Origin of the sequence: Rhizobium sp. B230/85, from assembly GCF_019355735.1 — a bacterium.
In the GTDB taxonomy this organism is placed as follows: Bacteria; Pseudomonadota; Alphaproteobacteria; order Rhizobiales; family Rhizobiaceae; genus Rhizobium; species Rhizobium rhododendri.
In genome coordinates this window covers 288,616-313,430 of the sequence record NZ_CP072158.1, presented here as the reverse complement: position 1 = coordinate 313,430, position 24,815 = coordinate 288,616, and the positions used below count along the sequence as shown (strand labels likewise).

General features: G+C 61.8%; 29 protein-coding genes. 17 read left to right on the top strand and 12 right to left on the bottom strand.

Annotation, left to right across the window (positions count from 1 at the left end; translation table 11 throughout):
- The first annotated feature begins 7 nt into the window (after nt 1-7).
- Nucleotides 8-748 carry a dienelactone hydrolase family protein gene (locus J5289_RS26610; protein ID WP_209185668.1) on the top strand — a complete coding sequence of 247 codons (741 nt, stop codon included), beginning with the start codon at nt 8-10 and terminating at the stop codon, nt 746-748.
- Between the two features lie 53 nt (nt 749-801).
- On the opposite strand, the gene J5289_RS26605 is transcribed toward J5289_RS26610, so the two are convergent.
- Together J5289_RS26605 and J5289_RS26600 are read right to left on the bottom strand one after the other, a co-directional pair.
- Complete coding sequence (locus tag J5289_RS26605; protein ID WP_142824920.1) at nt 802-2,607, bottom strand: M23 family metallopeptidase; 1,806 nt, start codon at nt 2,605-2,607, stop codon at nt 802-804.
- A gap of 174 nt (nt 2,608-2,781) precedes the next feature.
- Nucleotides 2,782-3,534: a tryptophan 2,3-dioxygenase family protein gene (locus J5289_RS26600; protein ID WP_142824919.1), complete on the bottom strand. Its 753-nt coding sequence runs from the start codon at nt 3,532-3,534 to the stop codon at nt 2,782-2,784.
- Nucleotides 3,535-3,665: 131 nt separating this feature from the next.
- Here J5289_RS26600 and J5289_RS26595 point away from each other — a divergent pair, with 131 nt between their 5' ends.
- Together J5289_RS26595 and J5289_RS26590 are read left to right on the top strand one after the other, a co-directional pair.
- Nucleotides 3,666-4,148, top strand: a complete 483-nt coding sequence (locus J5289_RS26595; RefSeq protein ID WP_209207533.1) for an Lrp/AsnC family transcriptional regulator — start codon at nt 3,666-3,668, stop codon at nt 4,146-4,148.
- 158 nt (nt 4,149-4,306) lie between these two features.
- Nucleotides 4,307-4,837 carry a PAS domain-containing protein gene (locus tag J5289_RS26590; protein ID WP_142824917.1) on the top strand — a complete coding sequence of 177 codons (531 nt, stop codon included), beginning with the start codon at nt 4,307-4,309 and terminating at the stop codon, nt 4,835-4,837.
- A gap of 27 nt (nt 4,838-4,864) precedes the next feature.
- On the opposite strand, the gene J5289_RS26585 is transcribed toward J5289_RS26590, so the two are convergent.
- Entirely contained in the window at nt 4,865-5,602 is a 738-nt protein-coding gene (locus J5289_RS26585; protein ID WP_142824916.1) for an SDR family NAD(P)-dependent oxidoreductase, read from the bottom strand.
- Between the two features lie 115 nt (nt 5,603-5,717).
- Between J5289_RS26585 and J5289_RS26580 the strand changes: the two genes are divergently transcribed.
- Both J5289_RS26580 and J5289_RS26575 read left to right on the top strand, forming a co-directional pair.
- Nucleotides 5,718-5,936 carry a type II toxin-antitoxin system VapB family antitoxin gene (locus J5289_RS26580; protein ID WP_142824915.1) on the top strand — a complete coding sequence of 73 codons (219 nt, stop codon included), beginning with the start codon at nt 5,718-5,720 and terminating at the stop codon, nt 5,934-5,936.
- Nucleotides 5,936-6,343 carry a type II toxin-antitoxin system VapC family toxin gene (locus J5289_RS26575; protein WP_142824914.1) on the top strand — a complete coding sequence of 136 codons (408 nt, stop codon included), beginning with the start codon at nt 5,936-5,938 and terminating at the stop codon, nt 6,341-6,343. Before J5289_RS26580 ends, J5289_RS26575 begins: the two co-directional genes overlap by 1 nt.
- Nucleotides 6,344-6,366: 23 nt before the next feature.
- On the opposite strand, the gene J5289_RS26570 is transcribed toward J5289_RS26575, so the two are convergent.
- Together J5289_RS26570 and J5289_RS26565 are read right to left on the bottom strand one after the other, a co-directional pair.
- Nucleotides 6,367-6,666 (bottom strand): hypothetical protein, encoded by a 300-nt coding sequence (locus J5289_RS26570; RefSeq protein ID WP_219276643.1) that lies wholly within the window; start codon nt 6,664-6,666, stop codon nt 6,367-6,369.
- Between the two features lie 168 nt (nt 6,667-6,834).
- Nucleotides 6,835-7,494: a sulfite oxidase-like oxidoreductase gene (locus J5289_RS26565; RefSeq protein ID WP_209185670.1), complete on the bottom strand. Its 660-nt coding sequence runs from the start codon at nt 7,492-7,494 to the stop codon at nt 6,835-6,837.
- Nucleotides 7,495-7,842: 348 nt separating this feature from the next.
- On the opposite strand from J5289_RS26565, the gene J5289_RS26560 reads away from it, so the two are divergent.
- Both J5289_RS26560 and J5289_RS26555 read left to right on the top strand, forming a co-directional pair.
- Nucleotides 7,843-8,070 (top strand): hypothetical protein, encoded by a 228-nt coding sequence (locus J5289_RS26560; protein WP_209185724.1) that lies wholly within the window; start codon nt 7,843-7,845, stop codon nt 8,068-8,070.
- A gap of 38 nt (nt 8,071-8,108) precedes the next feature.
- Entirely contained in the window at nt 8,109-8,813 is a 705-nt protein-coding gene (locus J5289_RS26555; protein ID WP_209207532.1) for a nucleotidyl transferase AbiEii/AbiGii toxin family protein, read from the top strand.
- Nucleotides 8,814-8,929: 116 nt separating this feature from the next.
- Here the strand turns inward: J5289_RS26555 and hutU are convergent, their stop codons facing one another.
- Entirely contained in the window at nt 8,930-10,603 is a 1,674-nt protein-coding gene (gene hutU, locus J5289_RS26550; RefSeq protein WP_209185672.1) for a urocanate hydratase, read from the bottom strand.
- A 12-nt stretch (nt 10,604-10,615) separates the two neighbouring features.
- A complete protein-coding gene (gene hutG / locus J5289_RS26545) occupies nt 10,616-11,422 on the bottom strand; it encodes an N-formylglutamate deformylase (RefSeq protein ID WP_209185673.1) in 807 nt (268 codons plus the stop codon).
- On the opposite strand from hutG, the gene J5289_RS26540 reads away from it, so the two are divergent.
- A complete protein-coding gene (locus J5289_RS26540) occupies nt 11,422-11,589 on the top strand; it encodes a hypothetical protein (RefSeq protein ID WP_209207531.1) in 168 nt (55 codons plus the stop codon). The genes hutG and J5289_RS26540 overlap by 1 nt on opposite strands.
- A 187-nt stretch (nt 11,590-11,776) precedes the next feature.
- Here the strand turns inward: J5289_RS26540 and hutH (J5289_RS26535) are convergent, their stop codons facing one another.
- Together hutH (J5289_RS26535) and hutI are read right to left on the bottom strand one after the other, a co-directional pair.
- Entirely contained in the window at nt 11,777-13,312 is a 1,536-nt protein-coding gene (hutH, locus tag J5289_RS26535; protein WP_209185674.1) for a histidine ammonia-lyase, read from the bottom strand.
- Nucleotides 13,309-14,571: an imidazolonepropionase gene (gene hutI / locus J5289_RS26530; protein WP_209185675.1), complete on the bottom strand. Its 1,263-nt coding sequence runs from the start codon at nt 14,569-14,571 to the stop codon at nt 13,309-13,311. Before hutI ends, hutH (J5289_RS26535) begins: the two co-directional genes overlap by 4 nt.
- A 121-nt stretch (nt 14,572-14,692) precedes the next feature.
- Between hutI and J5289_RS26525 the strand changes: the two genes are divergently transcribed.
- Complete coding sequence (locus J5289_RS26525; RefSeq protein WP_209185676.1) at nt 14,693-16,039, top strand: formimidoylglutamate deiminase; 1,347 nt, start codon at nt 14,693-14,695, stop codon at nt 16,037-16,039.
- A 43-nt stretch (nt 16,040-16,082) separates the two neighbouring features.
- On the opposite strand, the gene J5289_RS29580 is transcribed toward J5289_RS26525, so the two are convergent.
- The gene (locus J5289_RS29580) at nt 16,083-16,205 is read right to left on the bottom strand and encodes a hypothetical protein (protein WP_257623516.1); all 123 of its coding nucleotides are present in this window, start codon (nt 16,203-16,205) and stop codon (nt 16,083-16,085) included.
- Nucleotides 16,206-16,291: 86 nt separating this feature from the next.
- Nucleotides 16,292-16,441 carry a hypothetical protein gene (locus J5289_RS26520; RefSeq protein WP_162854770.1) on the bottom strand — a complete coding sequence of 50 codons (150 nt, stop codon included), beginning with the start codon at nt 16,439-16,441 and terminating at the stop codon, nt 16,292-16,294.
- 320 nt (nt 16,442-16,761) lie between these two features.
- Between J5289_RS26520 and J5289_RS26515 the strand changes: the two genes are divergently transcribed.
- The 6 genes from J5289_RS26515 (at nt 16,762) to solA (ending at nt 22,568) form a co-directional block, all read left to right on the top strand.
- Nucleotides 16,762-17,604 (top strand): transporter substrate-binding domain-containing protein, encoded by an 843-nt coding sequence (locus J5289_RS26515; RefSeq protein ID WP_209185677.1) that lies wholly within the window; start codon nt 16,762-16,764, stop codon nt 17,602-17,604.
- A 70-nt stretch (nt 17,605-17,674) separates the two neighbouring features.
- Nucleotides 17,675-18,400 carry an ABC transporter permease gene (locus tag J5289_RS26510; protein WP_111221121.1) on the top strand — a complete coding sequence of 242 codons (726 nt, stop codon included), beginning with the start codon at nt 17,675-17,677 and terminating at the stop codon, nt 18,398-18,400.
- Between the two features lie 3 nt (nt 18,401-18,403).
- Nucleotides 18,404-19,108: an ABC transporter permease gene (locus tag J5289_RS26505; protein ID WP_209207530.1), complete on the top strand. Its 705-nt coding sequence runs from the start codon at nt 18,404-18,406 to the stop codon at nt 19,106-19,108.
- Nucleotides 19,109-19,131: 23 nt separating this feature from the next.
- Nucleotides 19,132-19,902 (top strand): ABC transporter ATP-binding protein, encoded by a 771-nt coding sequence (locus J5289_RS26500; protein WP_142824902.1) that lies wholly within the window; start codon nt 19,132-19,134, stop codon nt 19,900-19,902.
- Nucleotides 19,903-19,906: 4 nt separating this feature from the next.
- Nucleotides 19,907-21,397: a histidine ammonia-lyase gene (gene hutH, locus J5289_RS26495; protein ID WP_209185679.1), complete on the top strand. Its 1,491-nt coding sequence runs from the start codon at nt 19,907-19,909 to the stop codon at nt 21,395-21,397.
- Between the two features lie 16 nt (nt 21,398-21,413).
- Nucleotides 21,414-22,568 (top strand): N-methyl-L-tryptophan oxidase, encoded by a 1,155-nt coding sequence (gene solA, locus J5289_RS26490; RefSeq protein ID WP_209207529.1) that lies wholly within the window; start codon nt 21,414-21,416, stop codon nt 22,566-22,568.
- 42 nt (nt 22,569-22,610) lie between these two features.
- Here solA and J5289_RS26485 read toward each other — a convergent pair whose 3' ends face one another.
- The gene (locus J5289_RS26485) at nt 22,611-22,793 is read right to left on the bottom strand and encodes a CopG family antitoxin (protein WP_142824899.1); all 183 of its coding nucleotides are present in this window, start codon (nt 22,791-22,793) and stop codon (nt 22,611-22,613) included.
- A gap of 216 nt (nt 22,794-23,009) precedes the next feature.
- Between J5289_RS26485 and J5289_RS26480 the strand changes: the two genes are divergently transcribed.
- Together J5289_RS26480 and J5289_RS26475 are read left to right on the top strand one after the other, a co-directional pair.
- On the top strand, nt 23,010-23,954 hold the full coding sequence (locus tag J5289_RS26480; protein ID WP_209207528.1) for an arginase family protein: 945 nt from the start codon (nt 23,010-23,012) through the stop codon (nt 23,952-23,954).
- 224 nt (nt 23,955-24,178) lie between these two features.
- Nucleotides 24,179-24,802 (top strand): hypothetical protein, encoded by a 624-nt coding sequence (locus J5289_RS26475; RefSeq protein ID WP_209185681.1) that lies wholly within the window; start codon nt 24,179-24,181, stop codon nt 24,800-24,802.
- The last annotated feature ends 13 nt before the right edge of the window (nt 24,803-24,815 follow it).

Here is a 24,815-nt window from a genome sequence, read left to right as displayed (position 1 = left end):
CGAGCCCATGAAGAAGACCATCGATATCACGACCGCCGATGGCGTCGCCAAGGCAGCGATTTTCCGCAGCGACGCACAGCCGGCGGATGCCCCCGCGCCCGGCATTCTGCTCTACATGGATGCACTCGGGCCACGGCCGGCGATGGATGGAATGGCGCAGCGTCTGGCAAACGCTGGCTATATCGTGCTGCTTGCCGACCTCTTCTATCGCTATGGTGCATATGGACCGTTCCAGTCGTCGGCATTTGCCGATCCTGTGATGCGGGACCAGATCATGGGCATGCTGCACGGCACGACCCAGGCGATGACGAAAAGCGATACAGCCGCCTTTCTCAAGACCCTCGACGACGAAGGTGCCACGGGGCCGGTCGGGGCCGTCGGTTATTGCATGGGCGGCGGCCGTGCACTGACGGCAGCCGGCGCCTATCCGGAGCGGATCGCAGCTGCCGCCAGCTTCCACGGCGGTGGTCTTGCTACCGATGCGGACGACAGCCCGCACAAGGCGGCGGCAAAGGGCAAGGCCCGGATTTACGTCGGTACGGCGGGGGTCGACGGAAGCTTTCCGCCGGAGCAATCGGCTCGTTTGGCAGAAACTCTGCGGACTGCCGAAGTCGATCATGTCATCGAGAACTATGTCGGCGCCGATCATGGTTGGACGATCCCCGACCATGCCGGCGTTTATAATGAGAAGGCAGCGGAACGTCACTGGAAACGGCTACTCGACTTCTTCGGTGAGACGCTGCGCTGAGAGAGCAGGAATAACTCAAGCGTTGTCGCCAACTTAACGCATCAAGAGGCCGCTCAACGGTGGATGTGGCCCGCATGATCCTGGAACAGGCCGAAGGGCCTGTCCATCGGCAGCGAGGAGCGTGAAACCTCCGGTGTCGGCACGTCAAGGTAGCTCATGATGCTGTCGACATGATCGACCTGCGATCGGAGGCTGTCGAGGGAGGCACCGGTCAGGTTTGTCCCGGCCGGCAGCTTGGCCGTCAGCGGGTTTTCGTAGCGGCCATTGACGCGGAGTTCGTAGTAGAGATGCGGGCCGGTGGAATAGCCGGTCGACCCGACATAGGCGATCACCTGGCCCTGCTTGACGCGCTGCCCGACTTTCAAGCCGGAGGGCGTGGCCGAGATGTGCGCGTAGGTGGTCTCATAGCCGCCATCGTGGCGGATGCGGATATATTTGCCGTATCCGACCTCGGTGGAGATCAGTTCGACCGTGCCGTCGCCTGCCGCCATGATCGGGCTGCCCATCGGTGCGCGGAAATCGACCCCGTTGTGGAATTTCCGCACTCCGAGGATCGGGTGGATGCGCCAAGCAAAGCCGTCTCCCAGCTGTCCGTTGGGGACAGGCTTGGGATTCAGCACCTTGGCGACCGAATGGCCTTTTTCGTCATAATATTCAGACGAGTCTGTTCCGTCCTTGTGCAGATAAAAGCGGTGCGCCTCGTCACCGGAGTGAAACTCGATGAACATCAGCTCGCTGTCGCTGTCATCGGCTTTGCGGAACAGCAGATCGACGCTGTCAGGCGTACCGGTGGTGCCGGCCAGCGGAATGCCCTTGGCAGCGGCAAGCTTTACGAGGCGCTCGATTGCCGTGTCCGACAAGCCGGCTTTCGTCAGGCGCTCCCGCACGTCCTTCTGGTCGCCACTGCCGAGATCCTTCAGGTCGACGGCAGCGACTTCTGAGGAAGACGGCGCATCCGGCTGGCCTTCGCTGTAAAGCGTTGAAAACAGCCGGTCATCTGCCAGCGGCTTGAACCCGTTGGAATCGTCGCTGGCCACCACCCGCTCGCTGCCGTTCTCGCTCCGCAACTTGGCGAGCACCAGCTTTGGCGAACCCTCCGCGCGGCCCTTTTCCATCAGCAGTTCGAGACTATCGCCCGGCACGACCGTATCCGTTGCCAGCGCCTGGACCAGTTGCTCACGACGGTCCTCCGCGATACCGGCGGTCTTCAGGATATCGGTAAGATCCTGGCGGCTTTTCGGCATGGACACCAGCCGCTGGAATTCCCGGTGCGGCTGCGTGGTACCCGCCGTCGCCACACTGACATTCAGCGGAACGCCGCGTATCGGGAAACGCGACCGGCGCTGCGAGGCAAAATTTGCCGATCTCGGATAGATGCTGTCGGCAAAAGTTGCCACTGCTGGCGTCGCAATCGGTGTGTCGGCCTCGTTTTCCTCGGTGAAGGAAGAGGCGACCGGCGCATCCCGCTGCTCGCTATCGCCATTGAAGACCAGCGTCAGCCGGTGATAGGTGAAAATACGCGTTTCCCCCGTCGACAGCTTTTCGGCCACCTGGGCAAAGCGCGAGCCGTCGAAGTGACGCTTCGCCTCGAGACGGTTGCCCTTCAGTGCGAGAGGCATCGGCTGGACGATCTGGGCGGGAGGAACGAACACCGGCAACGCCACGGCGCTGCGGGTGATCAGCGGATAAAGCACACCTGCCAGCAGCGCCATCGATCCGGCGCTGGCAAGTCCGAGCGCGATGAGATGACGTGCATGGGCGGAGCGCGGAAAAAACGGCAGGTGGAATGTTTCATGATGCGGCTGCGCCGGTATCGCCGCTTCCGCGGGGAACTGGACGTAAAGCGGACCTTCAGTCATGAAAACGGATTGCCCTCGGATTTAGCTCGCCCCAAATTATGGGAGAACGTGGCCAAAACTAGGCGAGCCGACACCCGTCGTCAATATACACAGCCTGACACAATCCCTGCGCAAGTTTCGAGACGCTTACACATCCCAGGCGCAAGTTTCAGCGGAGTTGCGCGGCGAGCTGCCTTATTCTGCCACGGCCTCCGGCTTCGAGATACTGTCCCTGACGACGCCATACTGGCTACCCCAGGCGTCCGTCATCGAACAGCGGACATCCCAGAGATCGGGGAAAAAGCGGTGCCGGGCGCCGGCTTGCAGAAGATCTACCGGCCGACCCTTCAGCGATTTTGATCCAAGCCCGATCGAGCGGTGGATGAGGTAGACATGGTTGGCGCGGAACTTCTGGAAAAGTTCGTCGAACTCTATCAGCGCCTCGGCCACCACATAGCTGTCACCATGGTCGTACTTGCCGTCATAGACATCGTCGACGGTGAGGCCCTTTCCATCCAGATAGGTCGCCTTGAAGGCTCGCCAGAGATCGGCAGGCATACGCAGCAGCAGTTTGAAGCCCGGTGACTCCTGTCCGCTGCCATTGCCGAGTTGAAGGCGGATTTCCTGGTATTCCTTCGGCGACATCGTTTCCAGCATATCGAGTTGCGTGGTCATCATCCGCATCAGCCGGTGCACCCGGCCCATCAACGTGACGATACGGTGGGGATTGTCTTCCTCGATGTAGCCGATCACCTCGACCAGCGTGTAGGCGATGAGCTTCATCCACAGCTCCTCTACCTGGTGGACGATCTGAAACTGCAGTTCGTCTGCATTGGCCATTTCAGACAGAGGCTTCTGGCAGGTAAGCAGCTTGTCGCACTGCAGATAGACGCCGTAATCCTTCATATCGGGTGTCTCGATACGCTCCCAGTATTCCTGCTTATCCATTTTGGTCCCCTTATTGAGCAGCTCTTTTTCGGAAGAATACGAAATATTCTCTCGAACATTGTTCCTTTCTGTCATGCAGTATGCGTAGCTGATAGAACGATCGCTCTGTTTTAGCGCGAAGAGAGAGAACGATGATCTTAAGCCCGGTGGATCTCAAAATCGTTTCGGCGCTGGAAGGCGATGCCCGCATGTCGTTCGCAGCGCTGGCCGAGCAGGTCGGGCTGAGCAAGACGCCCTGCTGGAAGCGCGTCAAGGCTCTGGAGGCTGCCGGTCTCATCCGGGGATACACCACGACGCTCGATCCGGCCCAGCTCGGCTTCGGCCTCGAGGCGTTTGTCCAGGTATCTATCGATTTCGAACTGTCGGACGCGTTCGAGGAAGCAGTCCGGAAAAACCCGCTGATCTGGCGCTGTCATGCGACGACCGGCGACGCCGACTACCTGCTACATATCCTGGCCGTCAACATGGTGGCACTCGATCGCCAGCTGCGTCAGGAGCTCAGCCGCCTGCCGGGCGTGCGCCGAACGGTCACGTCGATGTCGACGCGGGAGATCAAGACTGAGATCTCCTTCGTGGCCGCTGTCCGGCACGCGAGTGAAATGCAAGGGCGGTGAGGCAGGCACGTCGGCAAGTCGATGATTTTCCGGCATGACGCGGGTACTTACGACGCATTCTGACGAGGAAACGTCGATATTTTTCAGCGCCATGCCCTTTTGTCCCTTGCAGAGGCCTGCCCGCGCGCTCATGTTGAATAACGGGCATGGAGAGGTACATGGCAAAAGACAAGATTTTGGTCCGGAATTCGCAGCCATCTCCGATGGACTCGGGAGTTTTCACCTGGGATATCGAAACCGACCAATTCTTCGCCGATAGCGCTTTCGCCTCCCTTTTCGGCCTAGATCCGTCAGAAACGATGGTCGGCCTGCCGATGGAGCGATACCTCGATCGCGTCCATCCGGAAGATAAGGCGCGTGTGGCAAAAGCCGTGCATGAAGCCGTGGTTTCGGGGTATCCCTGCCAGCAAAATTACCGCGTCCGGTCTGCAAGAGGTTTTTATACCGAGATCATGGCCTTCGGCCGCTGCTTTCGAAACGCAGACGGCACACCCTCGCAATATGCAGGCATCGTTTTCCCCGTCGTGCCCGTCGTCGAGGAGAGCGCGACGTTGCAGGATCTCTGCTCGCAAGCCCACCGTGCCGCGCTGAAAAGCGGTCGGCTGGATATCGCAAGGACACTGCGTGACGTTCTCGACGACCTTGCCGAGGAGCCGGCGCCAGCGCGGCTTCAACACCACCCGCACTGAGGGCCAGGACGGCTTTTGGGGCTGGGACTAGGTGAGATTGATACCGCCGTCCAGCAACAGTATCTCTCCCGTCGCATAGTCCGAAGAGACAAGCATCCAGACAGCGTGCGCGATGTCTTCCGGTGTCGCCGCCCGGCGCATCGGCGAATGGTTTCGCCACAAATCCTGTGCGGCAGTCCAGTCCGCCGTCAGCGGCGTATCGACCAGACCGGGCGCGACGGCATTGACGCGGATATCGGGTGCCAGCGACAGGGCCATCAGCTGCGTCGCATGGTTGAGTGCCGCCTTTGCAGCAGCGTAGGGGATGGAGGCACCCTTGGGGCGGATACCGGCATGGGAGGAAATATTGACGACAGAGCCCGGTCGTCCCGTGCCAGCGGCTGCTCGCAGCGCCGGTTCTGCCTCGGCCACCAGCCGGAACGGCGCGACGACGTTGACCTCGTAGAGCTCATGCCAGATCGCCGGCGTGGCCGCAGCCATATCGGAATGGGGAATGACGCGGCTGATGCCGGCATTGTTCACAAGCACGTCGAGCCGGCCCCATTGGGCAACCGCCCCGGCGACCAGCCTTGCCCTGTCGGCATCGACAGCGAGATCGGCCTGGATATAGGTCGCCATCGGCAGCATGCTTGCAAGCGCCAGCCCGGCGTCAACAGACGACCGGGAATGGAGGACGATTGCATAGCCTTCTGCGGCAAGCCGCCGGGCGATTGCCGCACCGATGCCCGATGTCGAGCCGGTGACGAGTGCGACGGGAGGTGTCATAGCGATATCTGCCTCGAATGAAACTGGCTACGTGTTCTCACCATCTGCGCCGCAGATGCCGGCTTGTCCAGCCATCCCCGAGGTCGTAACACCGCGGCATCAAGGAGACAGATCCATGCCACTCTACATCAAGGACGATGCCATCGACCGCCTGGCACGTCGCTATCAGGCGCTGACCAAGGCGCCATCGAAGACCGAGGCTGTCCGCAAGGCGCTGCAACTGGCGCTCGATACCGAACTGGCAAAGCCGGTGCTGGAAGATATCGCCGTGGCCTTCTGCCGAAACCTGCGCACGAAGACCAACGTGCGAAACGCCGATGCAGAGCCGCGCTGATGTTTATCGATGGCTCTGTACTGCTGGCAATGATGACCGACGAGGAAGCCGCGCGCGAATTTGCAAGGCGGATGCAGGCGTCGACCGTGCGCCTCACGTCGCCAATGACTGTGGCTCGAACGACACTGGCGCTTGTCGCCGAATTGGAAATTCCGGTCGATGAAGCGTCCGAGGCTGTCGCCACCTTCCTGCAACTGATGAATATCCAGTCAGTGGCTGTGCCCCCGCGAGCCGCTTCACTGGCGGTGGAGGCCTACTCCAATTTTGGTAAAAACGACAATTTTGGTAAAGGCGGCGCCGGTCTCAGTCTCGACGACTGCCTGACATATGCTTGCGCCAAATATTACCGCCAGCCGTTGCTTTTTTCTGGCAACGGCTTTGCTGCTACGGACATAGAGGCCGCTTGAGGCGAGACCGCGCCACGCCGCCCTTACGGGCAGTCAGAAAGCGGTGCAGCATCGAAAGTGTTGCTGCGCATCACAGACGTCGTCGGGTTTGAATCGCACTGGATACGGATCGGCGTGCGGTTGGTGGTGCCCGTGAACGGCAGGTCGACATTGATGATACCGCTTGGCGAGATTGCATCCTTGGAGTGATCGATAACGGCGCTGTAAACGGTAACTACGCGCGGACCTTTTGGAGTGACGCGCAGGGTGAGCGGCTCCGCGACAACAGCGGTAGCCATGCTCAAAGCGAGTGTCGAGGCGGCAAATAATTTGAGAAACATCATGCTCTCCTGTCATTGTGATATGCGATGGCAGGGGAACACATGGAGCGGGGCTAAGTTCCGTGCCCCGCTGCGATCACGGTAAAATTGAAGAGCCGACAGGCGTCACTCTCGGCTCAATTGCGCCGAGTGCGTTTGAGGTATCGGCAAATTGCCGGCGTAATGTCGAGTTCAGTCTTCCGTGTAGCGCTGCTCCCGCCAGGGATCGCCGCGCATGTGATAGCCGTTCTTCTCCCAGAAACCAGCCTTGTCCGATTTCATAAGATCGATGCGGCGCAGCCATTTGGCGCTCTTCCAGAGATAGAGATGCGGCACAACGAGGCGCATTGGTCCGCCGTGATCGCGGCTAAGCGGCTGGCCTTCCCAGGCGGTCGCAAGGATGGCGTCCTCGGCCGCGAAATCGGCCAGCGGCAGGTTCGTCGTATAGCCGTCATAGCTGGTCAGCATCACGTAGTCGGCATCCGCCTTGGGCATGACTTGATCGAGAAGATCGCGGGTGGAAACCCCGTCCCATTTGTTGTCATAGCGCGACCATGTGGTGACGCAGTGCATGTCACTGACCTTGCTGCTTTGCTCAAGGGCGCCGAATGCCGCCCAGTCGAGCGATAGCGGCGCCTCGACCCGGCCACCGACCTCCAGCCGCCAGCTGGAAATCGCGATCTCCGGCTGGGTGCCGAGATCGAGCACCGGCCAGTTCTTCACCAGATGCTGCCCCGGCGGCAAACGTTCGCTCTCCGCCCGGCTGATGCGACCGGTCAGAAACTTGCCCTCCGCCGCCCACCGCCGCTTGGAAGTGGTCAGCTTGCTATCCGAAACCGGCTCGTCCGTCATCCTGATGTCCCTCGTCATTCCGCCGCGTGAAGAACAAGAACTACCCGACCATACGCGCCGCGACAACACTGTCTGCGCCAGCGAGCGGTGGTGGATCTTTTTCGGGGCGTTGGTGCCGCGGTTCCTTTTGTTTTTCGTTGAAAGACCGGGATCAAGCCGTTTCGTCAATCAGCAAAAAACTACGATATCTTAGATAAAGACCCGAGCTTTCATAGCTCTTATGACATCCATAACAAGTGAACGACAGTCACGCAATTAACTTCACGACCCTGCCTCGAATGCCTTCGAACTTGATTACAAAAATCGGCCGCTCTTCCCCGGACACCGATCTTGGCCTATTATGCCACCATGACAATCAATGCCGATATGATGATCGTTCCTGCAGATTACCCGGAGCTTGCCCTGATAGTGTGGAGCCGGGATGCGACACGCCCGGTTGCCGCAGCCGAGGCGTTTGCAATTTACGAGCGGAACTGGCGCTTTGTCGATCGGCAGCGACTGACACCCAGTGAGAAAGCCCTTATCGAAGAGCTGACCGCTCGGTTCGGACACGGGGAACTATTGGTTTCAAGGTAGCCGCCACGCACCCGGTCGCCACAGAGGGCAGGAACCACATGACTGACTTCCAGCGACCGGAGCATCGGATAATTGCCAAGGCATTGAGGCTTATGGATCCGACACTTCTCTTGTTAAATCGTTGCTGGTTTGCCGGAGGCACGGCCGTTGTCATGATGCACGGCGAATACCGTCGTTCCCTCGACGTAGACTTCCTTTGTGCCGATATGGATGGCTACCGTGCCATGCGCAGCCTCGCCGTCGAAAAGGGTGTCGGTGGCCTGTTTGCGGCGCCGGTTACAGCCTTACGCGAAGTGAGGGCAGATCAGTATGGCGTACGCACGCTGCTCTCGCTCGACGAACAAACGATCCGTTTCGAAATCGTTCGGGAAAGCCGCATTCCGCTGGACGGCATAATGAATGCTGGGCTCGGCGTACCAGTCCTTTTGCCGAGCGACATGATGGCGGAGAAATTGCTTGCCAATGCCGACCGGTGCCAGGATCGCGCAGTCGCATATCGCGATGCAATCGATCTCGGCATGCTGATAGATCATCACGGCGCGATTTCGCAAGACGCAGTCACGAAGGCGGAAAATGCCTATGGCGGCGATATCGGACGCAAAGCTTTGTGGGTCGTTGACAGGTTGGCCGACAGGGTGGAATTACAGCACGTTTGCGATGCGTTGCAGATGAAACGTGAAGATGCTGCGCGCGCCATGTCGGCGTTGTCACGCGAAGTTCTCCGCTTTTGGCACCGTTCCTAGATCACCAGCGGGACTTACTCGCGTCGTGCCGGAAAAAATCGCCAATCCACGCCCCGCTGCGACTCAATCCCCCAAGGCCGCCACCAAAGGCGGCGGCCTTTACCGACCTCGCGAGCTCAGTTGCCGAGAATTCCCGGCAGGCGCAGGCCCTTTTCCTTGGCGCAGTCGATAGCGATTTCGTAGCCGGCGTCGGCGTGGCGCATGACGCCGGTGGCGGGGTCGTTCCAGAGGACGCGGGCGATGCGGCGGGCGGCGTCTTCCGAGCCGTCGCAGCAGATGACCATGCCGGCATGCTGTGAAAAGCCCATGCCGACGCCGCCGCCGTGATGGATCGATACCCAGGTGGCGCCCGAGGCGGTATTCAGCAGGGCGTTGAGCAGCGGCCAGTCGGAGACGGCGTCCGAGCCATCCTTCATAGCCTCGGTCTCGCGGTTCGGCGAGGCGACGGAGCCACTATCGAGATGATCGCGGCCGATGACGACGGGCGCCGAAAGCTCGCCGTTCTTGACCATTTCGTTGAAGGCCAGACCGATCCGGTCGCGGTCGCCGAGACCCACCCAGCAGATGCGGGCGGGCAGGCCCTGGAAGGCGATGCGTTCACGCGCCATGTCGAGCCAGTTGTGCAAATGGGTGTTACCGGGCGTCAGTTCCTTCACCTTGGCGTCGGTCTTGTAGATATCCTCCGGATCGCCCGACAGCGCCGCCCAGCGGAACGGGCCGATGCCGCGGCAGAACAGCGGCCGGATATAGGCCGGGACGAAGCCGGGGAAGGCGAAGGCATTCTCCAGACCCTCGTCTTTCGCGACCTGGCGGATGTTGTTGCCGTAATCGAGCGTCGGCACGCCGGCGTTCCAGAAATCGACCATGGCGGCGACGTGGATCTTCATCGAGGCGCGCGCAGCGGCCTCAACTTCCTTCGGCGCAGTCTCCTGTTTGGACTTCCATTCGGCCACGGTCCAGCCAAGCGGCAGGTAGCCGTGCAGCGGATCGTGGGCGGAGGTCTGGTCGGTGACGATATCCGGCCGGACGCCGCGCTTGAAAAGCTCGGGGAATATTTCGGCGGCATTGCCGATCAGCGCGATCGACTTTGCCTCGCCGGCCTTGGTCCAGGCATCGATTTTGGCAAGCGCCTCGTCGAGGCTGTCGGTCTTTTCGTCGACATAGCGGGTGCGCAGGCGGAAATCGGCGCGGGTTTCGTCGCATTCGACGGCGAGGCAGCAGGCACCGGCCATGACCGCGGCGAGCGGCTGCGCGCCGCCCATACCTCCGAGACCGCCGGTGAGGATCCATTTGCCCTTGAGGCTGCCGCCATAGTGCTGGCGTCCTGCCTCGACGAAAGTCTCATAAGTGCCCTGAACGATGCCTTGGGCGCCGATATAGATCCACGAGCCGGCCGTCATCTGGCCATACATCGCAAGGCCCTTTTTATCGAGCTCGTTGAAATGATCCCATGTCGCCCAGTGTGGCACGAGGTTGGAATTTGCGATCAGCACGCGCGGCGCATCCTTGTGGGTGCGGAACACGCCGACCGGCTTGCCGGATTGCACCAGCAGCGTCTCTTCTTCGGTGAGCGTCTTCAGGGTCGCGACGATGCTGTCGAAGTCTTCCCAGGTGCGTGTCGCCCGGCCGATACCGCCGTAGACGACGAGTTCGTTGGGGTTTTCGGCGACGTCAGGGTCGAGATTGTTCATCAGCATGCGCAGCGGCGCTTCTGTCATCCAGCTCTTGGTGGTGAGCTCCGGCCCGCGCGGCGCGCGGATCTCGCGGATGTTGTGGCGTGAATTGGTCATGGCGAAATCCCCTTAGCTGATGAGGTCGAGCGCGATCTGTTCGATGCGCGACAGGATGGATTTGAGCGGAATGCGCAGCGCCTCGGCCTTTTCAGGATCATAGGCGAAGGGCGGAGCTTCGGCGGCTAGATGGGTCGATTGCGCCAGCTCCATCTGGATGGCATGGACGCCCGATGCCGGCTGGCCATAATGACGGGTCGTCCAGCCGCCCTTGAAACGGCCATTCAGCGTGCTGGTGTAGCCGACCGCTCCAGCGGCGATGGCCACGGTTGCAGCCTCGATCTCCGGCGCGCAGGTCTTGCCCATATCGGTGCCGATGTTGAGATCCGGAAGCGTGCCCTCGAACAGGAAGGGAATGTGGGCACGGATCGAGTGGCAGTCATAGAGCACGGCAATGCCATGGATCGCCTTGACGCGTGCGATCTCGGCAGCGAGGGCCGCATGATAGGGTGCATGGAAGGCGGACAGCCGGGCGTGGGTGTCGCCGTCGGAAGGCTCGGCACCATCCTTCCAGATCGGCTTGCCGTCGAAATCCGTACCCGGGATCAGGCCGGTGGTATTTTGACCGGGATAAAGGCTCGATCCATCGGGATCACGATTGGCGTCGATGACATAGCGATGGAAGGTGGCCCGCACAGTCGTCGCGTCGTCGAGCAGGCCGTCGTAGAGCCGGTGGATGTGCCAGTCGGTATCGGCGAGAACGCGGCCATTGTCGTTAAGCCGCTCCCAGATATCCGCTGGTACGTCGGTGCCTGTATGGGGGAAGGCGAGCACAACGGGCGAGGAGCCCTGGCGGACTTCGAAAACAGGTACGCTCATTGACTGGTCTCCTTGGCTTGCGCAGATGTAAAATCGGCGTACGCAACGCCCACCCCGTCACCCCGGTGGCCAACTATCCGCTCGTTGGCGTCCAGACTACGCATGGCCGCTGCACCCGCGACGGCACCAACCACACCCTCATTCCTGTGCCTGTCACAGGAATCTAGCCACGGCGCGTCTGCGCCGTGAAAGGACACTTTTGAAGCGAAGGAAGCCTCCTGCGCCGCAGACGCGGCGCACTGGATCCCTGTGACGAGCACAGGGATGAGGGAAGTTGGGAGGGCGCCCGCTGGTCCCCACGGCCTGGGCGACCTTGGCGTCCATAAACTGCCGCTTGGAATAGCCTCCATGTGATCAACCCTCCAGCGCCGGCAGGATGCCGCGCGACACCGATGCATTCAGTGTGCCAGATGATACCAGGTCGCTGGCTGCTGCAAGGTCGTTTGCCATGTAGCGGTCCTCGTCGAGCGTCGGCACGACGCGGCGGATGGCGGCGACTGCGGCGGTGAGTTCGGCGCTGGTGACCAGCGGCGCGCGGAACTCGATCCCCTGGGCCGCCGTTAGCGCTTCGATTCCGATTATGCCAAACAGGTTGTCGGTCATCTGCAGCAGTCTGCGGGCGCCGTGGCAGGCCATGGAGACGTGGTCCTCCTGGTTGGCGGAGGTCGGTGTGGAATCGACCGAGGCCGGGTGCGACATCTGCTTGTTCTCCGACATCAGCGCGGCAGATGTTACCTCGGCGATCATCAGTCCGGAATTGAGCCCGGGCTTTTTGGCAAGGAATGCCGGCAGGCCATGCGACAGCGCCGGATCGACCAGGAGCGCAATGCGGCGCTGGGCGATGGCGCCGATCTCGCAGACGGCGAGCGCGATCTGGTCTGCGGCGAAGGCCACGGGCTCGGCGTGGAAATTACCGCCGGAGACGACGGAATTGTCTGACAGCACCAGCGGATTGTCGGTCACCGCATTGGCTTCGATCTGCAGCGTTTTCGCCACTTGGCGCAACAGATCGAGGCAGGCGCCGTCGACCTGTGGCTGGCAGCGGATGCAATAGGGATCCTGGACGCGCTCGTCGCCCTCGATATGGCTTGCGCGGATGACCGAATTGTCGAGCAGCGCCCGCAACGCCGCCGCCGTGTCGATCTGGCCCTGATGGCCGCGCAGGGTGTGGATATCGGCATGAAACGGCGCCGACGAGCCCATCGCCGCATCGGTCGACAGCGCTCCTGTGATCAGCGCCGCCTGGGCGGCCCTGTGGGCGCGGAAGAGGCCTGCGAGCGCCAGCGCCGTCGAGGTCTGCGTGCCGTTGATCAGCGCCAGGCCTTCCTTAGCGGCCAGCACTATCGGCGTCAGCCCGGCCTTTTCCAATGCCGCACCACCGCTCATTCGTTCGCCGGCTAAAAATGCTTCTCCTTCACCCATCATGACCGCCGCCATGTGGGCGAGCGGCGCGAGGTCGCCGGAGGCGCCGACAGAGCCTTTTTCCGGAATGACGGGGATAACGCCCCTCTCAAGCATCGCCTCGATCAGCCGTACCATTTCGAGCCGCACGCCAGAGGCGCCGCGCCCGAGCGACACCAGCTTCAGGGACATGATCAGCCGGACGATATTCTCGGCCAGGGGCTGGCCGACGCCGCAGCAATGGGAGAGGATCAGATTGCGCTGCAGCGTCGCGACATCGGCACGGTCGATCTTGATCGACGCCAGTTTGCCGAAGCCGGTGTTGATGCCATAGACCGGCGCATTGCCGGCGGCAATCTCGGCGATACGGGCGGCGGCGCGCTCGATACCGGCGTCGAACGAGCGATCGAGGACGACAGCTTCGCCCGTCCAGTAGATAGTCGAGAGATCGGCGAGCGTCACCGAGCCTGGATGGAGTGTGATGGTCATCGATCGATCCTCTCGCCCTTGAACAGGTGCGCATAAAGCGGATTGAAACCAATCCGGTAGACAAGTTCGGCCGGGCTATCGACGTTCCAGATGGCGAGATCCGCCGATTTCCCGACCTCGATAGTTCCGGTTTCAGCAAGCACGCCTAGGGCCCGCGCGGCCTCGCGGGTCGTCCCGGCAATGCACTCCTCGACCGTCAGGCCGAACAGGGTCGCCGACATGTTCATGGTGAGCAGCAGGGATGTCAGCGGCGAGGTGCCGGGATTGCTGTCGGTGGCAATGGCGATCTTCACCCCGGCGTCTCGCAACAGCTTGACCGGCGGCTTCTGCTTCTCGTTGATGGCATAGAAGGCGCCGGGCAGCAGCACGGCCACCGTGCCGCTCGCGGCAAGTGCAGCCACGCCTGCAGCATCCAGATATTCGAGATGATCGGCCGACAGGGCCCCGTAGGATGCAGCGAGCCTGGCGCCACCGAGATTGGAAAGCTGCTCGGCATGCAGCTTGACCGGCAGGCCGAGCGCCTTGGCAGCGTCGAACACCCGGGCGATTTCTGATGGCGAGAATGCGATACCTTCGCAAAATCCGTCGACGGCATCGATGAGGCCTTCCGCCGCGCCCTGCCGCATGCCGGGAAGCACAACCTCGTCGATATAGGCATCGTTGCGCCCCTTGTAGTCGACGGGCGTCGCGTGTGCTGCGAGATAGGAGGTGACGACGCGGACGTGACGGATGCGCTCAATGGCTCGGGCGGCGCGCAATATCCGCAGTTCGGCGTCGACGTTCAGCCCGTAGCCGGATTTGATTTCGATAGTGGTCACGCCTTCGGCCAGCAGCGTATTTAGCCTCGGCAAGGCGGCCGCGACCAGTCCTTCGACGGACAGGGCGTTGGTGGCATTGACCGAGGAAACGATGCCGCCACCGGCGCGCGCAACTTCTTCGTAGGTAGCGCCTTCGAGCCGCATCTCGAACTCGCGGGCGCGATTGCCGCCATAGATGATGTGCGTGTGGCAATCTACCAGCCCGGGTGTCACCCAGCGACCTTCAAGGTCGAGGATATCGGCGGTCTCGATAGCCCAGACCGGCAATTCGCTCTCCGGACCCGCATAGGCAATGAGCCCATTTTCGACGACGATTGCAGCCTTTTCGATAATGCCAAGGCCGGGCAGGCGGCTGTCCAGCGTCGCAAGGCGGGCGTTGCGCAGCAGACGGGGGCGGCCTAGAAATGCGGTATTCTGTTCGGAGGAATTGTTCCCGGTCATCAGCTTTGCGCCTTTCTTTATGGCCTAACATGTATATACATAATAGTCGTGTGACAAGCAAAAATATGGCAGCTGGCGAGGAACCTAGGACGGATCGCCCGCAAATAGAAGGGGAATGCCGATGGTTGGACTTCACGCAGGATCAGCCCTTTTGCCAACCGGCTGGCAGAAGAACGTACGCATAGAGATTGCCGACGGGCGCATCGTCAGCATCGCTGCGGGCGTACCGGCCGAGGCAGCCGACGAGCGCCACGCAGTGCTCGTACCCGCCATGCCAAACCTGCACAGCCACGCTTTCCAGCGGGCGATGGCAGGTCTTGCCGAAGTGCGAGGCCCCGGCAGCGACAGTTTCTGGAGCTGGCGGACGGTGATGTACAAGTTCGCCCTGACGATGACGCCCGAGGATGTCGAGGCGGTCGCGGCCGAACTCTATATGGAGATGCTGGAGGCCGGCTTTTGCCGCGTCGGGGAATTCCACTACCTGCACCACGACAAGGACGGTAGGCCCTATGCCAACATCGCCGAATTGGCCGAACGCATCGGCGCTGCCAGCAGTCAAGCCGGCATCGGACTGACGCTGCTGCCGGTGCTTTACGCGCGGTCCGGTTTCGGAGGCGGTCAGCCGATCGAGGGCCAGCGCCGCTTTATCAATACGCCGGATAGCTTTGCGACGCTGATGGAGGGATGCCGGCAGGTGATTGGCGCACTGGAAGGCGGCGTGCTCGGCCTTGCGCCGCATAGCCTGCGGGCGGTGACGCCGGAAGAACTGAGTTTTGCCGCAGAGCTTGGGCGGAACGGGCCAATCCACATCCACGTCGCAGAGCAGGTCAAGGAAATCGAGGACTGCATTGCGTGGTCCGGCGCACGGCCCGTCGAATGGATGCTCGACCATGCCGATGTCGATGCGCGCTGGTGCCTGATCCATGCGACACATATGACGGAGGATGAAACGACACGCATGGCGAAGAGCGGCGCCGTGGCAGGCCTCTGCCCGATCACCGAGGCCAACCTTGGAGACGGGACATTTCCTGCCCCGCAGTTCCTGTCAGAGGGAGGGCGGTTCGGCATCGGCTCGGACTCGAACGTCCTGATCTCGGTGCCTGAGGAGTTGCGCCAGTTGGAGTATTCACAGCGCCTCGACCTCCGCGCCCGAAACGTAGTCGCACCGCAAAACGGCTCAACCGGTCGCGCTCTGTTCGATCAGGCGTTGGTGGGCGGTGGTATCGCGCTCCAAACCGCGACAGGGCTGGAAAAAGGAAACTACGCCGATCTCGTGTCACTCGATGTATCGGCCGTGCCCTATCTGGAAGGCGACCAGTTGCTGGATCACTGGATGTTTGCCGGAGGCGTACGGGTCGACAGTGTCTGGGCACTTGGGCGGAAGCAGGTCAGCGGTGGAAGGCATATCGGGCGAGACGGGATCCGAAAGCGGTTCGTCGCTACCATGACGCGTCTGCTTTCAGTTTAGAAAAAAGATATCCCGTCCGCGAGAGCAGGTGCAAGCTTATTACCTAGTTGATGGACGCTTCCAGCTTGGAACCCTTGCCGGTCAGCTCTTCGCCCGCCGGTGTCAGCATCGACAGGCTGAGAACAGACACCACCATGATCGTTACGACGGCTATCATTACTCGCATTGGACTTTTCCTTGTGAACTTGCCCGACAAACGCACCGCGTAGTAGACAGTTCCGTAGGTGGGGTCCTCCGCCCGACAATACCAGCTTACTGCTGCGGATTTGCACCAGGTTGCTGCGGCGCAAACGGCTCGGCCTGGCGGATGGTGTGCGTCGGATTGACCAGCAGAATGCTGAGCACGATCATCACCAGAGCAAGAATGAGAGTGAGACCGATCAATAGGGGGCGAATGGCCATCGGCGGCTGTCTCCGTTCATCACCGAAATTTGAGAATCATAGATCTATCAGAAATGCTTGAAGTTTCTGAGGCATATCCGGCATTTTCATAAATATAGACTTATGTCGCAGCGAGGCCTATGCGAGACGCAGACTGGATCGCCCAATCCTTGAGCAGCAATCAAATTTGCATATTAAATAAGGGGCGGCTTGCCGCGCCTCCGAAATCTCATATGGTGCATTGGCTTTAAACCATTTTCCACCGAGGCCATGTCGAGGCAGCAACCTGGCACAGACCGGCAGTGCAACGACGCGGCCAATTTTGCCCCAGAGGAGAGACCATGAAAATCAATGCATTGCTACTATCGGGCGCCGTGGCGCTGGCCACCCTTGCCGGACCTGCCGCCGAAGCCAAGGATTGGAAAACCGTCACCATCACGCTCGAAGGCGCCTATGCGCCCTGGAACATGACCAATGCCGACGGTACGCTGGGCGGCTTCGAGCCGGAGCTTGCCAAGGTGCTTTGCGAAAAGGCCAAGGTCGAGTGCAAGCTCGTGGCCTCCGATTGGGACGGCATGATCCCGGCGCTCAACGCCGGCAAGTTCGACATCATCATGGATGCCCTGTCGATCACCGACGAGCGCAAGCAGGTCATCGACTTCACCATTCCCTATGCCGCCACCCCGGCAGCCTTTGCCGTTGCCAAAGACAGCCCGCTGGCCAACGCAGCCGGTACCGGCAAGACGATCACCATGGCGCCCGGCCAGACCGGCGTGGCGGAGATCGAAGCGCTGAAGACAGCCTTCAAGGGCAAGACCATCGGCATCCAGGCAGCCACCGTCTACGCCAAGTTCGTCTATGACAACTTTGCAGACATCGCCACGATCCGCGAATACAAGACCGGCGCAGACCGCGACCTCGACCTGCAGAACGGCCGCATCGACCTCGGCTTCGACGACGCCGTCTATTTCGAAACCGCCTTCGAAGCTGCCAACGGAGCGCTCGGCTTCTCCGGCCCGCAGATTGCGGGACCCATCTGGGGTATCGGCGAAGGCCTCGGCGTTCGCAAGTCCGATACAGACCTGCGCGACATGTTCAGCGCAGCCATCAAGTCGGCACTCGACGATGGCACCGTCAAAGCCCTGTCGATGAAGTGGTTCAAGACCGACGTCAGCCCGAAATAACCTATCGAACCGATGCCTCCGGTCGATAGGGCCGGGGGCATCCGCTGTTTTCGCCATTTCGGAATAACAGATGTCGACATTGCAACTGCTGGGCTTCGGTTCGACCGGGTGGGGCGCCCTGCTTCTCGTGGCAACGCTGCTGACGCTCGCTGTCACTGCAGCGGCGCTGGCAATCGGCGCCATTCTCGGCACCCTCGTCGCCGCAGCCAAGCTTTCCGGCAACAGGCTTCTGTGGGCGCTCGGCCATGCCTACACCACCGTCTTTCGCGGCGTGCCTGAACTGCTGATCATCTATCTCATCTATTTCGGCGGCTCGAGCGCCCTGACCTCCATCGGCAAGGCACTGGGCTACGACGGCTTCCTTGGCCTGCCGTCCTTTGCCGCCGGCGCCCTTGCCGTGGGGGTCATCTCCGGCTCCTACCAAGCTGAAGTGTTTCGCGGCGCCTACTTGGCGATCTCGAAGGGCGAACTAGAAGCCGCCTCGGCGATCGGCATGGGCACGCGACTGCGCTTCCGCCGGATCATCCTGCCGCAGGTGCTCAGGCTTGCCATCCCCGGCCTCGGCAATGTCTGGCAGCTGAGCCTCAAGGATTCGGCCCTGATCTCGGTTACCGGGCTCGCCGAACTGATGCGCACCAGCCAGGTGGCGGCCGGCTCGACGCGGCATTATTTCCTGTTTTTCATCGCCGGCGGGTGCCTCTACCTGATCCTGACCAGCCTTTCCGACCAGGTTTTCAACCGCGCCGAACGTCGCGCCAACCGCAGCATGCCGTCGGCAACGATGGGGAAGGCCTGAGCCATGGATATCGCCTTCCTGTCATCGACCATGGCCACGTTGCTCGCCGCCCTGCCGATGACGCTGGCCCTGTTCATCACGTCGATCACCCTTGGCGGCCTGCTGGCGCTGGGGCTCGTCTGGATGCGCACCGGCGGCAATCCGATCCTTTCGGGCTTAGCCAAGGCCTATATCTTCGTGTTTCGCGGCTCGCCGCTGCTGATCCAGATGTTCCTGATCTTTTACGGCCTCGGCCAGTTCGGGATCATCCGCTACTCGTTTCTCTGGCCGCTGCTGCGCGAGCCCTTTGTCTGCGCCGTGCTGTCGCTGGCGCTCTGCACGGCCGGCTACACGGCAGAAATCTTTCGCGGCGGCATCCGCGCCGTTTCGCCGAAGGAGATCGAGGCGGCCCGCTCGATCGGCATGTCCGGCTTCCTGCTGGTGCGCCGCATCTTGGCACCCATCGCCTTCCGCCATGCGCTGCCGGCCTATTCGACCGAGATCGTTCTGATGTTGAAGTCTACGGCGCTCGCAAGCCTCGTCACCGTCTGGGAGGTAACCGGCGTCGCACAGCGGCTGATCTCGCACACCTACCGGACGATGGAGGTGTTTCTCTGCGCCGCCGTCATCTATCTCGTCCTGAATTTCATCATCCTGCAGGCCTTCGGTCTGCTCGAATATCGCCTCTCCCGCCATCGCCGCGCCGCGCCGCAGGCTTTGAAGGCATAATTGCAGTCTGAACTGGAGCGACCATGGCCCGCGTCAACCGACTTTCGGTCCGCAATATCCGCAAGAGCTTTGGCACCCACGAGGTGCTGCGCGGCATTTCGCTGGATGCCGAGGACGGCGACGTCATATCCCTGCTCGGCGCTTCCGGCTCCGGCAAGTCGACATTCCTCCGCTGCATCAACCTTCTCGAAGTCGCCAACGACGGCGAAATCTGGGTGGATGGCGAGCAGATCCGCATGATCCACAAGAACGGGCGGAGCAAGCCGGAGAGCAACCGCCAGGTCGACCATATCCGCTCGGAACTCGGCATGGTGTTCCAGTCGTTCAATCTCTGGTCCCACATGACAATCCTGCAGAATGTCATCGAAGGCCCGATCCACGTGCTGAAGCGGCCTCGTGCGGAAGCCATCGCCGACGCCGAGGCGCTGCTCGAGAAGGTCGGCATCGCGGACAAGCGTCATGCCTATCCGGCCCATCTCTCCGGTGGCCAGCAGCAGCGCGCGGCGATTGCCCGGGCGCTGGCGATGAAGCCGAAGGTCATGCTGTTCGACGAACCAACCTCGGCGCTGGATCCGGAACTGGTTGGCGAGGTGCTGCGCGTCATGCGAGCGCTGGCAGAAGAGGGCATGACCATGCTGGTCGTCACCCACGAGATGAGCTTTGCCCGCAACGTCTCCAACCGCGTCGTCTTCATGCGCGAAGGGCTGATCGACAGTTCCGGCAGCCCGGAAGAGATGTTCGGCGGCGGCGGCTCGCCGGCTTTCCGCCAGTTCATCGGCAATTTCGGAAGTTGATCCCATGACCGTCACTCTCGAAGCAAAGCTCGGCTGGCGCGACGTCGCGGCCATCGCAGGCGGCGAAAGCCTGTCGCTCGCCCCCGCAGTCTGGGCGCGCATCGACAATGCCAGCCGCATCGTTGCCCGCATCGTCGAAACGGGCCAGCGGGCCTACGGCATCAATACCGGCGTCGGCGCCCTGTCGGATACGGTGGTAGACCTCGCATCGCAGAGCAAGCTGTCACGCAACATCATCCTCAGCCATGCCTGCGGCGTCGGACCGCTTCTGTCCCGGCGCGAAGTCAGGGCGATCATCGCCGCCCAGATCGCCAATTTTTCCCACGGCTATTCCGGTGTGCGCCGCGAGATCGTCGACCACCTCCGGACGTTTCTCGACAAGGACTGCATTCCCGACGTCCCCTCCAGGGGCTCGGCAGGCTACCTCACCCACAATGCCCACACGGCGCTGGTGCTGATCGGCGAGGGGACGGCCCATGTTGCAGGACAGCCGATGACCGGTGGACAGGCGCTTGCGGCAATCGGCCTTGCGCCGCTGGTGCTGGGCGCCAAGGAGGGTCTCAGCCTCGTCAACGGTACGGCCTGCGCTACCGGGCTTTCCTGCGTGGCACTGGCGCGTGCAGCCAATCTTCTCGACTGGGCGGATGCCATTGCCGCGCTGACGCTCGAGGCAGCCGGCGGACAGATGGCAGCCTTCGACGAGACCGTGCTCGCCCTCAAGGTTTCGGATGGCGTCCAGAAAGTCGGCGCATCGTTACGGCGGCGGCTCGCCGGCAGCGGTCTGATTGCGGCATCGCTCGGCAAACGCACGCAAGATGCCCTCAGCCTGCGCGCAATCCCGCATGCCCACGGCGCAGCCCGCGATGTCTTCGAAAATTCCGCCCGCGTGGTCGACCAGGAACTGGCCTCCGTCACCGACAATCCGGCCGTCTACGGCACGCCGGACCATCCCGTCGTCTCCTCGGAGGCCCATGCCGTGTCGCCGGCACTCGGCCAGGCAGCGGACGGCCTTGCGATTGCGTTGGCGCAGATCGCTGCGATGAGCGAACGCCGGATGGACCGACTGGTCAATCCACTGGTGAGCGGCCTGCCGCCGTTCCTCGCCAGCGACGCAGGCAGCCATTCCGGCCTGATGATCGCCCAGTACAGTGCGGCAGCGCTCGCCAACGAAAACCGTCGACTGGCTGCTCCCGCCAGCACCGATGGCGGCCTGACATCGGCGTTGCAGGAGGATTTTCTCGCCCATCCGACCGCGGCCGCCAACAAGTTGCTCGCGGTGCTCGACAACGCCGAGTACATCTTTGCGATCGAACTGATGGCAGCCGCACAGGCACACGATTTCGTGTCCCACGTGGCAGCACGCGCCGATGGCACAGAGACGATTTACCGGCTTGTCCGCAGCCGCGTCGCGCATTATGCCGACGACCGTCCGCTTGGCGGCGACATCGAGGCGATCAGGTCGCTGATCCGCGACGTGCCACCGCCGCCTCACTGAAATCGGGAATGTAGCCATGACACCGCAATTCGACGTCGCCGTCATCGGTCTCGGTGCCATGGGCAGCGCGGCCCTGTCGCATCTTGCCGCGCGCGGCGTGCAAGCCATCGGCATAGATGCCTACTATCCGGCCCATACGCTGGGCTCTTCCCATGGCGACAGCCGGCTTATCCGGCTCGGCTATTTCGAGGACCCGTCCTATGTGCCGCTGCTGCAGCGGGCCTATGCCAACTGGCGGGCACTGGAAGGGCGGCTGCGCAGCGAAGTCCTGACAATCACCGGCGTGCTGCAAATCGGCGCGCCCGACAGCACTATCGTGACAGGCACGCGCGCCTCCTGCAAATTGCACGATCTTACCATCGAAGAGCTGGACCGGGCGGCGATGAAGGCGCGGTTTCCGGTGTTCTCACTGGATGCCGGCGAGATCGCCCTGCTCGATCCTCAGGGAGGCTATATCCGCCCGGAAGCGGCTGTCGCGGGCTATATAAGGCTTGCCGCCGAAGACGGTGCCGTGCTGCATTTCGGCGAGAAAGTCACCGGGATCGAGCCTGACGACGCCGGCGTGACTGTTACGTCTGCCGTGGGCAAGTATCGGGCAAACAAGGTGATCGTCGCCACCGGGTCGTGGATTTCTGAACTCGTGCCGCAGTTGAAAGAGCATGCAGTGCCGATCCGGCAGGTGGTCGCCTGGTACCAGCCGCGCGACGGCTTCGTGACCCAGCCGCAGCGCATGCCCGCCTTCATACGCGACGAAGGCGACGACGGCTCCTATTTCGGATTTCCGGCCATCGGCGTCGACGGGGTCAAGATCGGTCGCCATGCGCATTTCCGCGAACCGATCGATCCGAACGAGCCCAATTCACCGGTGAACGACGCCGATACGGCGCTCCTCGACGCCTTCATCGCCAGGCGCCTGCCCGCTGCGAACGGGCTGCGCGTCAACGCCATTACCTGCCGCTACACCATGCTGCCGAGCGAGGATTTTCTGATCGACCTGATGCCCGGCAACCCGCGCATCGTCGTCGCCTCGCCCTGTTCCGGCCACGGCTTCAAGTTCACCAGCGTCATCGGCGAAATACTCGCAGACCTCGCTCTCGATGGCCGAACAGACCTGCCGATCTCCGCATTCTCGTTTGGCACGATGGAGAGATTTCTCGCGGCGCGGAAGTGAGGGTCATGGTGATGGCTTGCGTGCCGTTTGCGGCCACAGTTTTTATGAGTCAGTGCGCGGCCCGTTATCTGGCTCAGACGACATTGCACTCTTTTTCAGGTTGGGAAGCACTACGGTCTGGGTTTTGCTCCAATCGAGATAAAGCGCGGAATCGTTATCTTCCCAGAACGCGCGCTCTTCCGTTTCATTTTCGAATGCAGGTATAGCAGCAATAGGCTTGTTCACTTCGATGCCTTTCCTGCTGACAGCATAGTGGGCGGAAACGACACTCTTGGCTTTGCGCCGCGGAAACACTCAAGGCACATTGATTGAGAAATGGGTCGAACTCAAACTATTTCGGTCCGTTGCCCCCTATCGACACGTTGCCAGCGATGCGCGAGCATCTGAGGAAGAGCGCCTAGGCAAGTCCAGAGCGATGCACCATCGAACGAGGAGCAATATATGCACACCGATCTCACCGAAACATTGAAGGGTGCGCGCCAGACATTCCTCGACATTCCGGCTGCAGTCATGCCACGCGCCGGCTCGGTTGCGATCTTCGGTGCCGTGCACGGCACACCCTATCCAGATGCCACTAATCAAGAGGGCGAGACAGGTCCCGAGGCAGTTCGCAGGGCAATTACAGCTGCGTGCGTCCATCTCGAAAACCGGGACTTCGATTTCGGCGGCCCCTTGCTGAATGACGGCGCGCTCGAGGTCATTGACCTCGGCGATGTCGTCACCGATCCACGGGATGCGGCCGCCAACCGCGAAAATATCGAGCGCACGACGCGCGCCGTCCTTGCCGCCGGTGCCATTCCCGTGCTGATCGGCGGTGACGATTCCGTCGCCATCCCGTTCATGCGCGGCCTCGGAGCAGCAGGGCCGCTGCATGTTCTCCAGATCGACGCCCATATCGACTGGCGCGACAACATTGGCGACGAAAGGCTCGGTTACTCCAGCACGATGCGCCGGGCGTCGGAACTGCCGTTCGTTGCATCCATGATGCAGGTCGGCATCCGCGCCGTCGGCAGCGCGCGGCAGGCGGAGGTTGAAGCGGCGGAAGCCTGGGGCTCGCGGCTGGTGACGGTGTCGGAAACGCGACGGCTGGGATTGGGTACCGTGATCGGCGGCATTCCGAGAGACGGTGCGGTGCTGATCCATATCGACTGCGATGCAATGGATCCCGGAACGTGCCCGGGCGTCAACGCCGTATCGCCGGGCGGATTTTCATTCGAGGAAATGACCACGCTGATCGCCGAAGCGTTACGAGGTCGCCGGCTGGCCGGGTTCTCCATCGTCGAATTCCAGCCACGGGCGGATATCAGCGACATCTCCGCCATCGTGGTCGGTCGCCTCGTCTGCCATGTCCTCGGCCATCTCGCCCGAGGCGCTCTCAGCCCGTGAAAAACAGAAATAGGTAACGGCGGCCGGGGGCGGGGAGTTTCAGTAAAACTCGCCTTCCTGTCTCACTATAGATTGATTGGCTGCTCTCGCACCTGAGCGATACGGTATATGTATTGCGCACGTCCGAATTTGCTTTTTGGCCATGCGACCCGAAATTGGCATGGCAGCAGGTGCTCGATTGCCCGAAGTCCGCCCGGTTGGGCGGTCAATCAAGGAAGAAAATCATGAACAGCAAACAGATGAAGACGGGCGCCCTGGCGCTGGCCGCCGGACTGATGATTTCCGCTATCGGCCTGCAGGGTGCGCAGGCTGCCGACAAGATCCGCGTGCGCGGCGTGGTCGAAAGCCTGAGCGGCGATACGCTGAAGGTCAAGTCGCGCGAAGGCAAGGATGTGATGATCATGCTGAAGTCCGGCTGGGCCGTCAACGGCATCGTCAAGGCCGACGTCAGCGACATCAAGCCAGGCGACTTCGTCGGGATTGCCTCCATGCCGACCGACAGCGGCGTCAATGGCGCGCTGGAAGTGCTGATCTTCCCGGCCGCCATGAAGGGCACCGGCGAAGGCGACTACGGCTGGGACCTGAAGCCGAAAAGCTCGATGACCAATGCAACGGTTGCGAGCGCCGTGACCTCCGTTAACGGTCCGACGCTGTCACTGACCTACAAGGGCGGCGAGAAGAAGATCTCCATCCCACCAGGCACGCCTGTCGTCACGATCGCCCCGGCCACCAAGAGCGACATTAAGGCTGGCGCCGGCGTGATCATCAACGGCACTACGGCAGGCGACAACATGGTCGAGGCTGACCGCGTCGTCGTCGGCATCAACGGCGTCGTTCCGCCTATGTGATCCAGCGCTCATG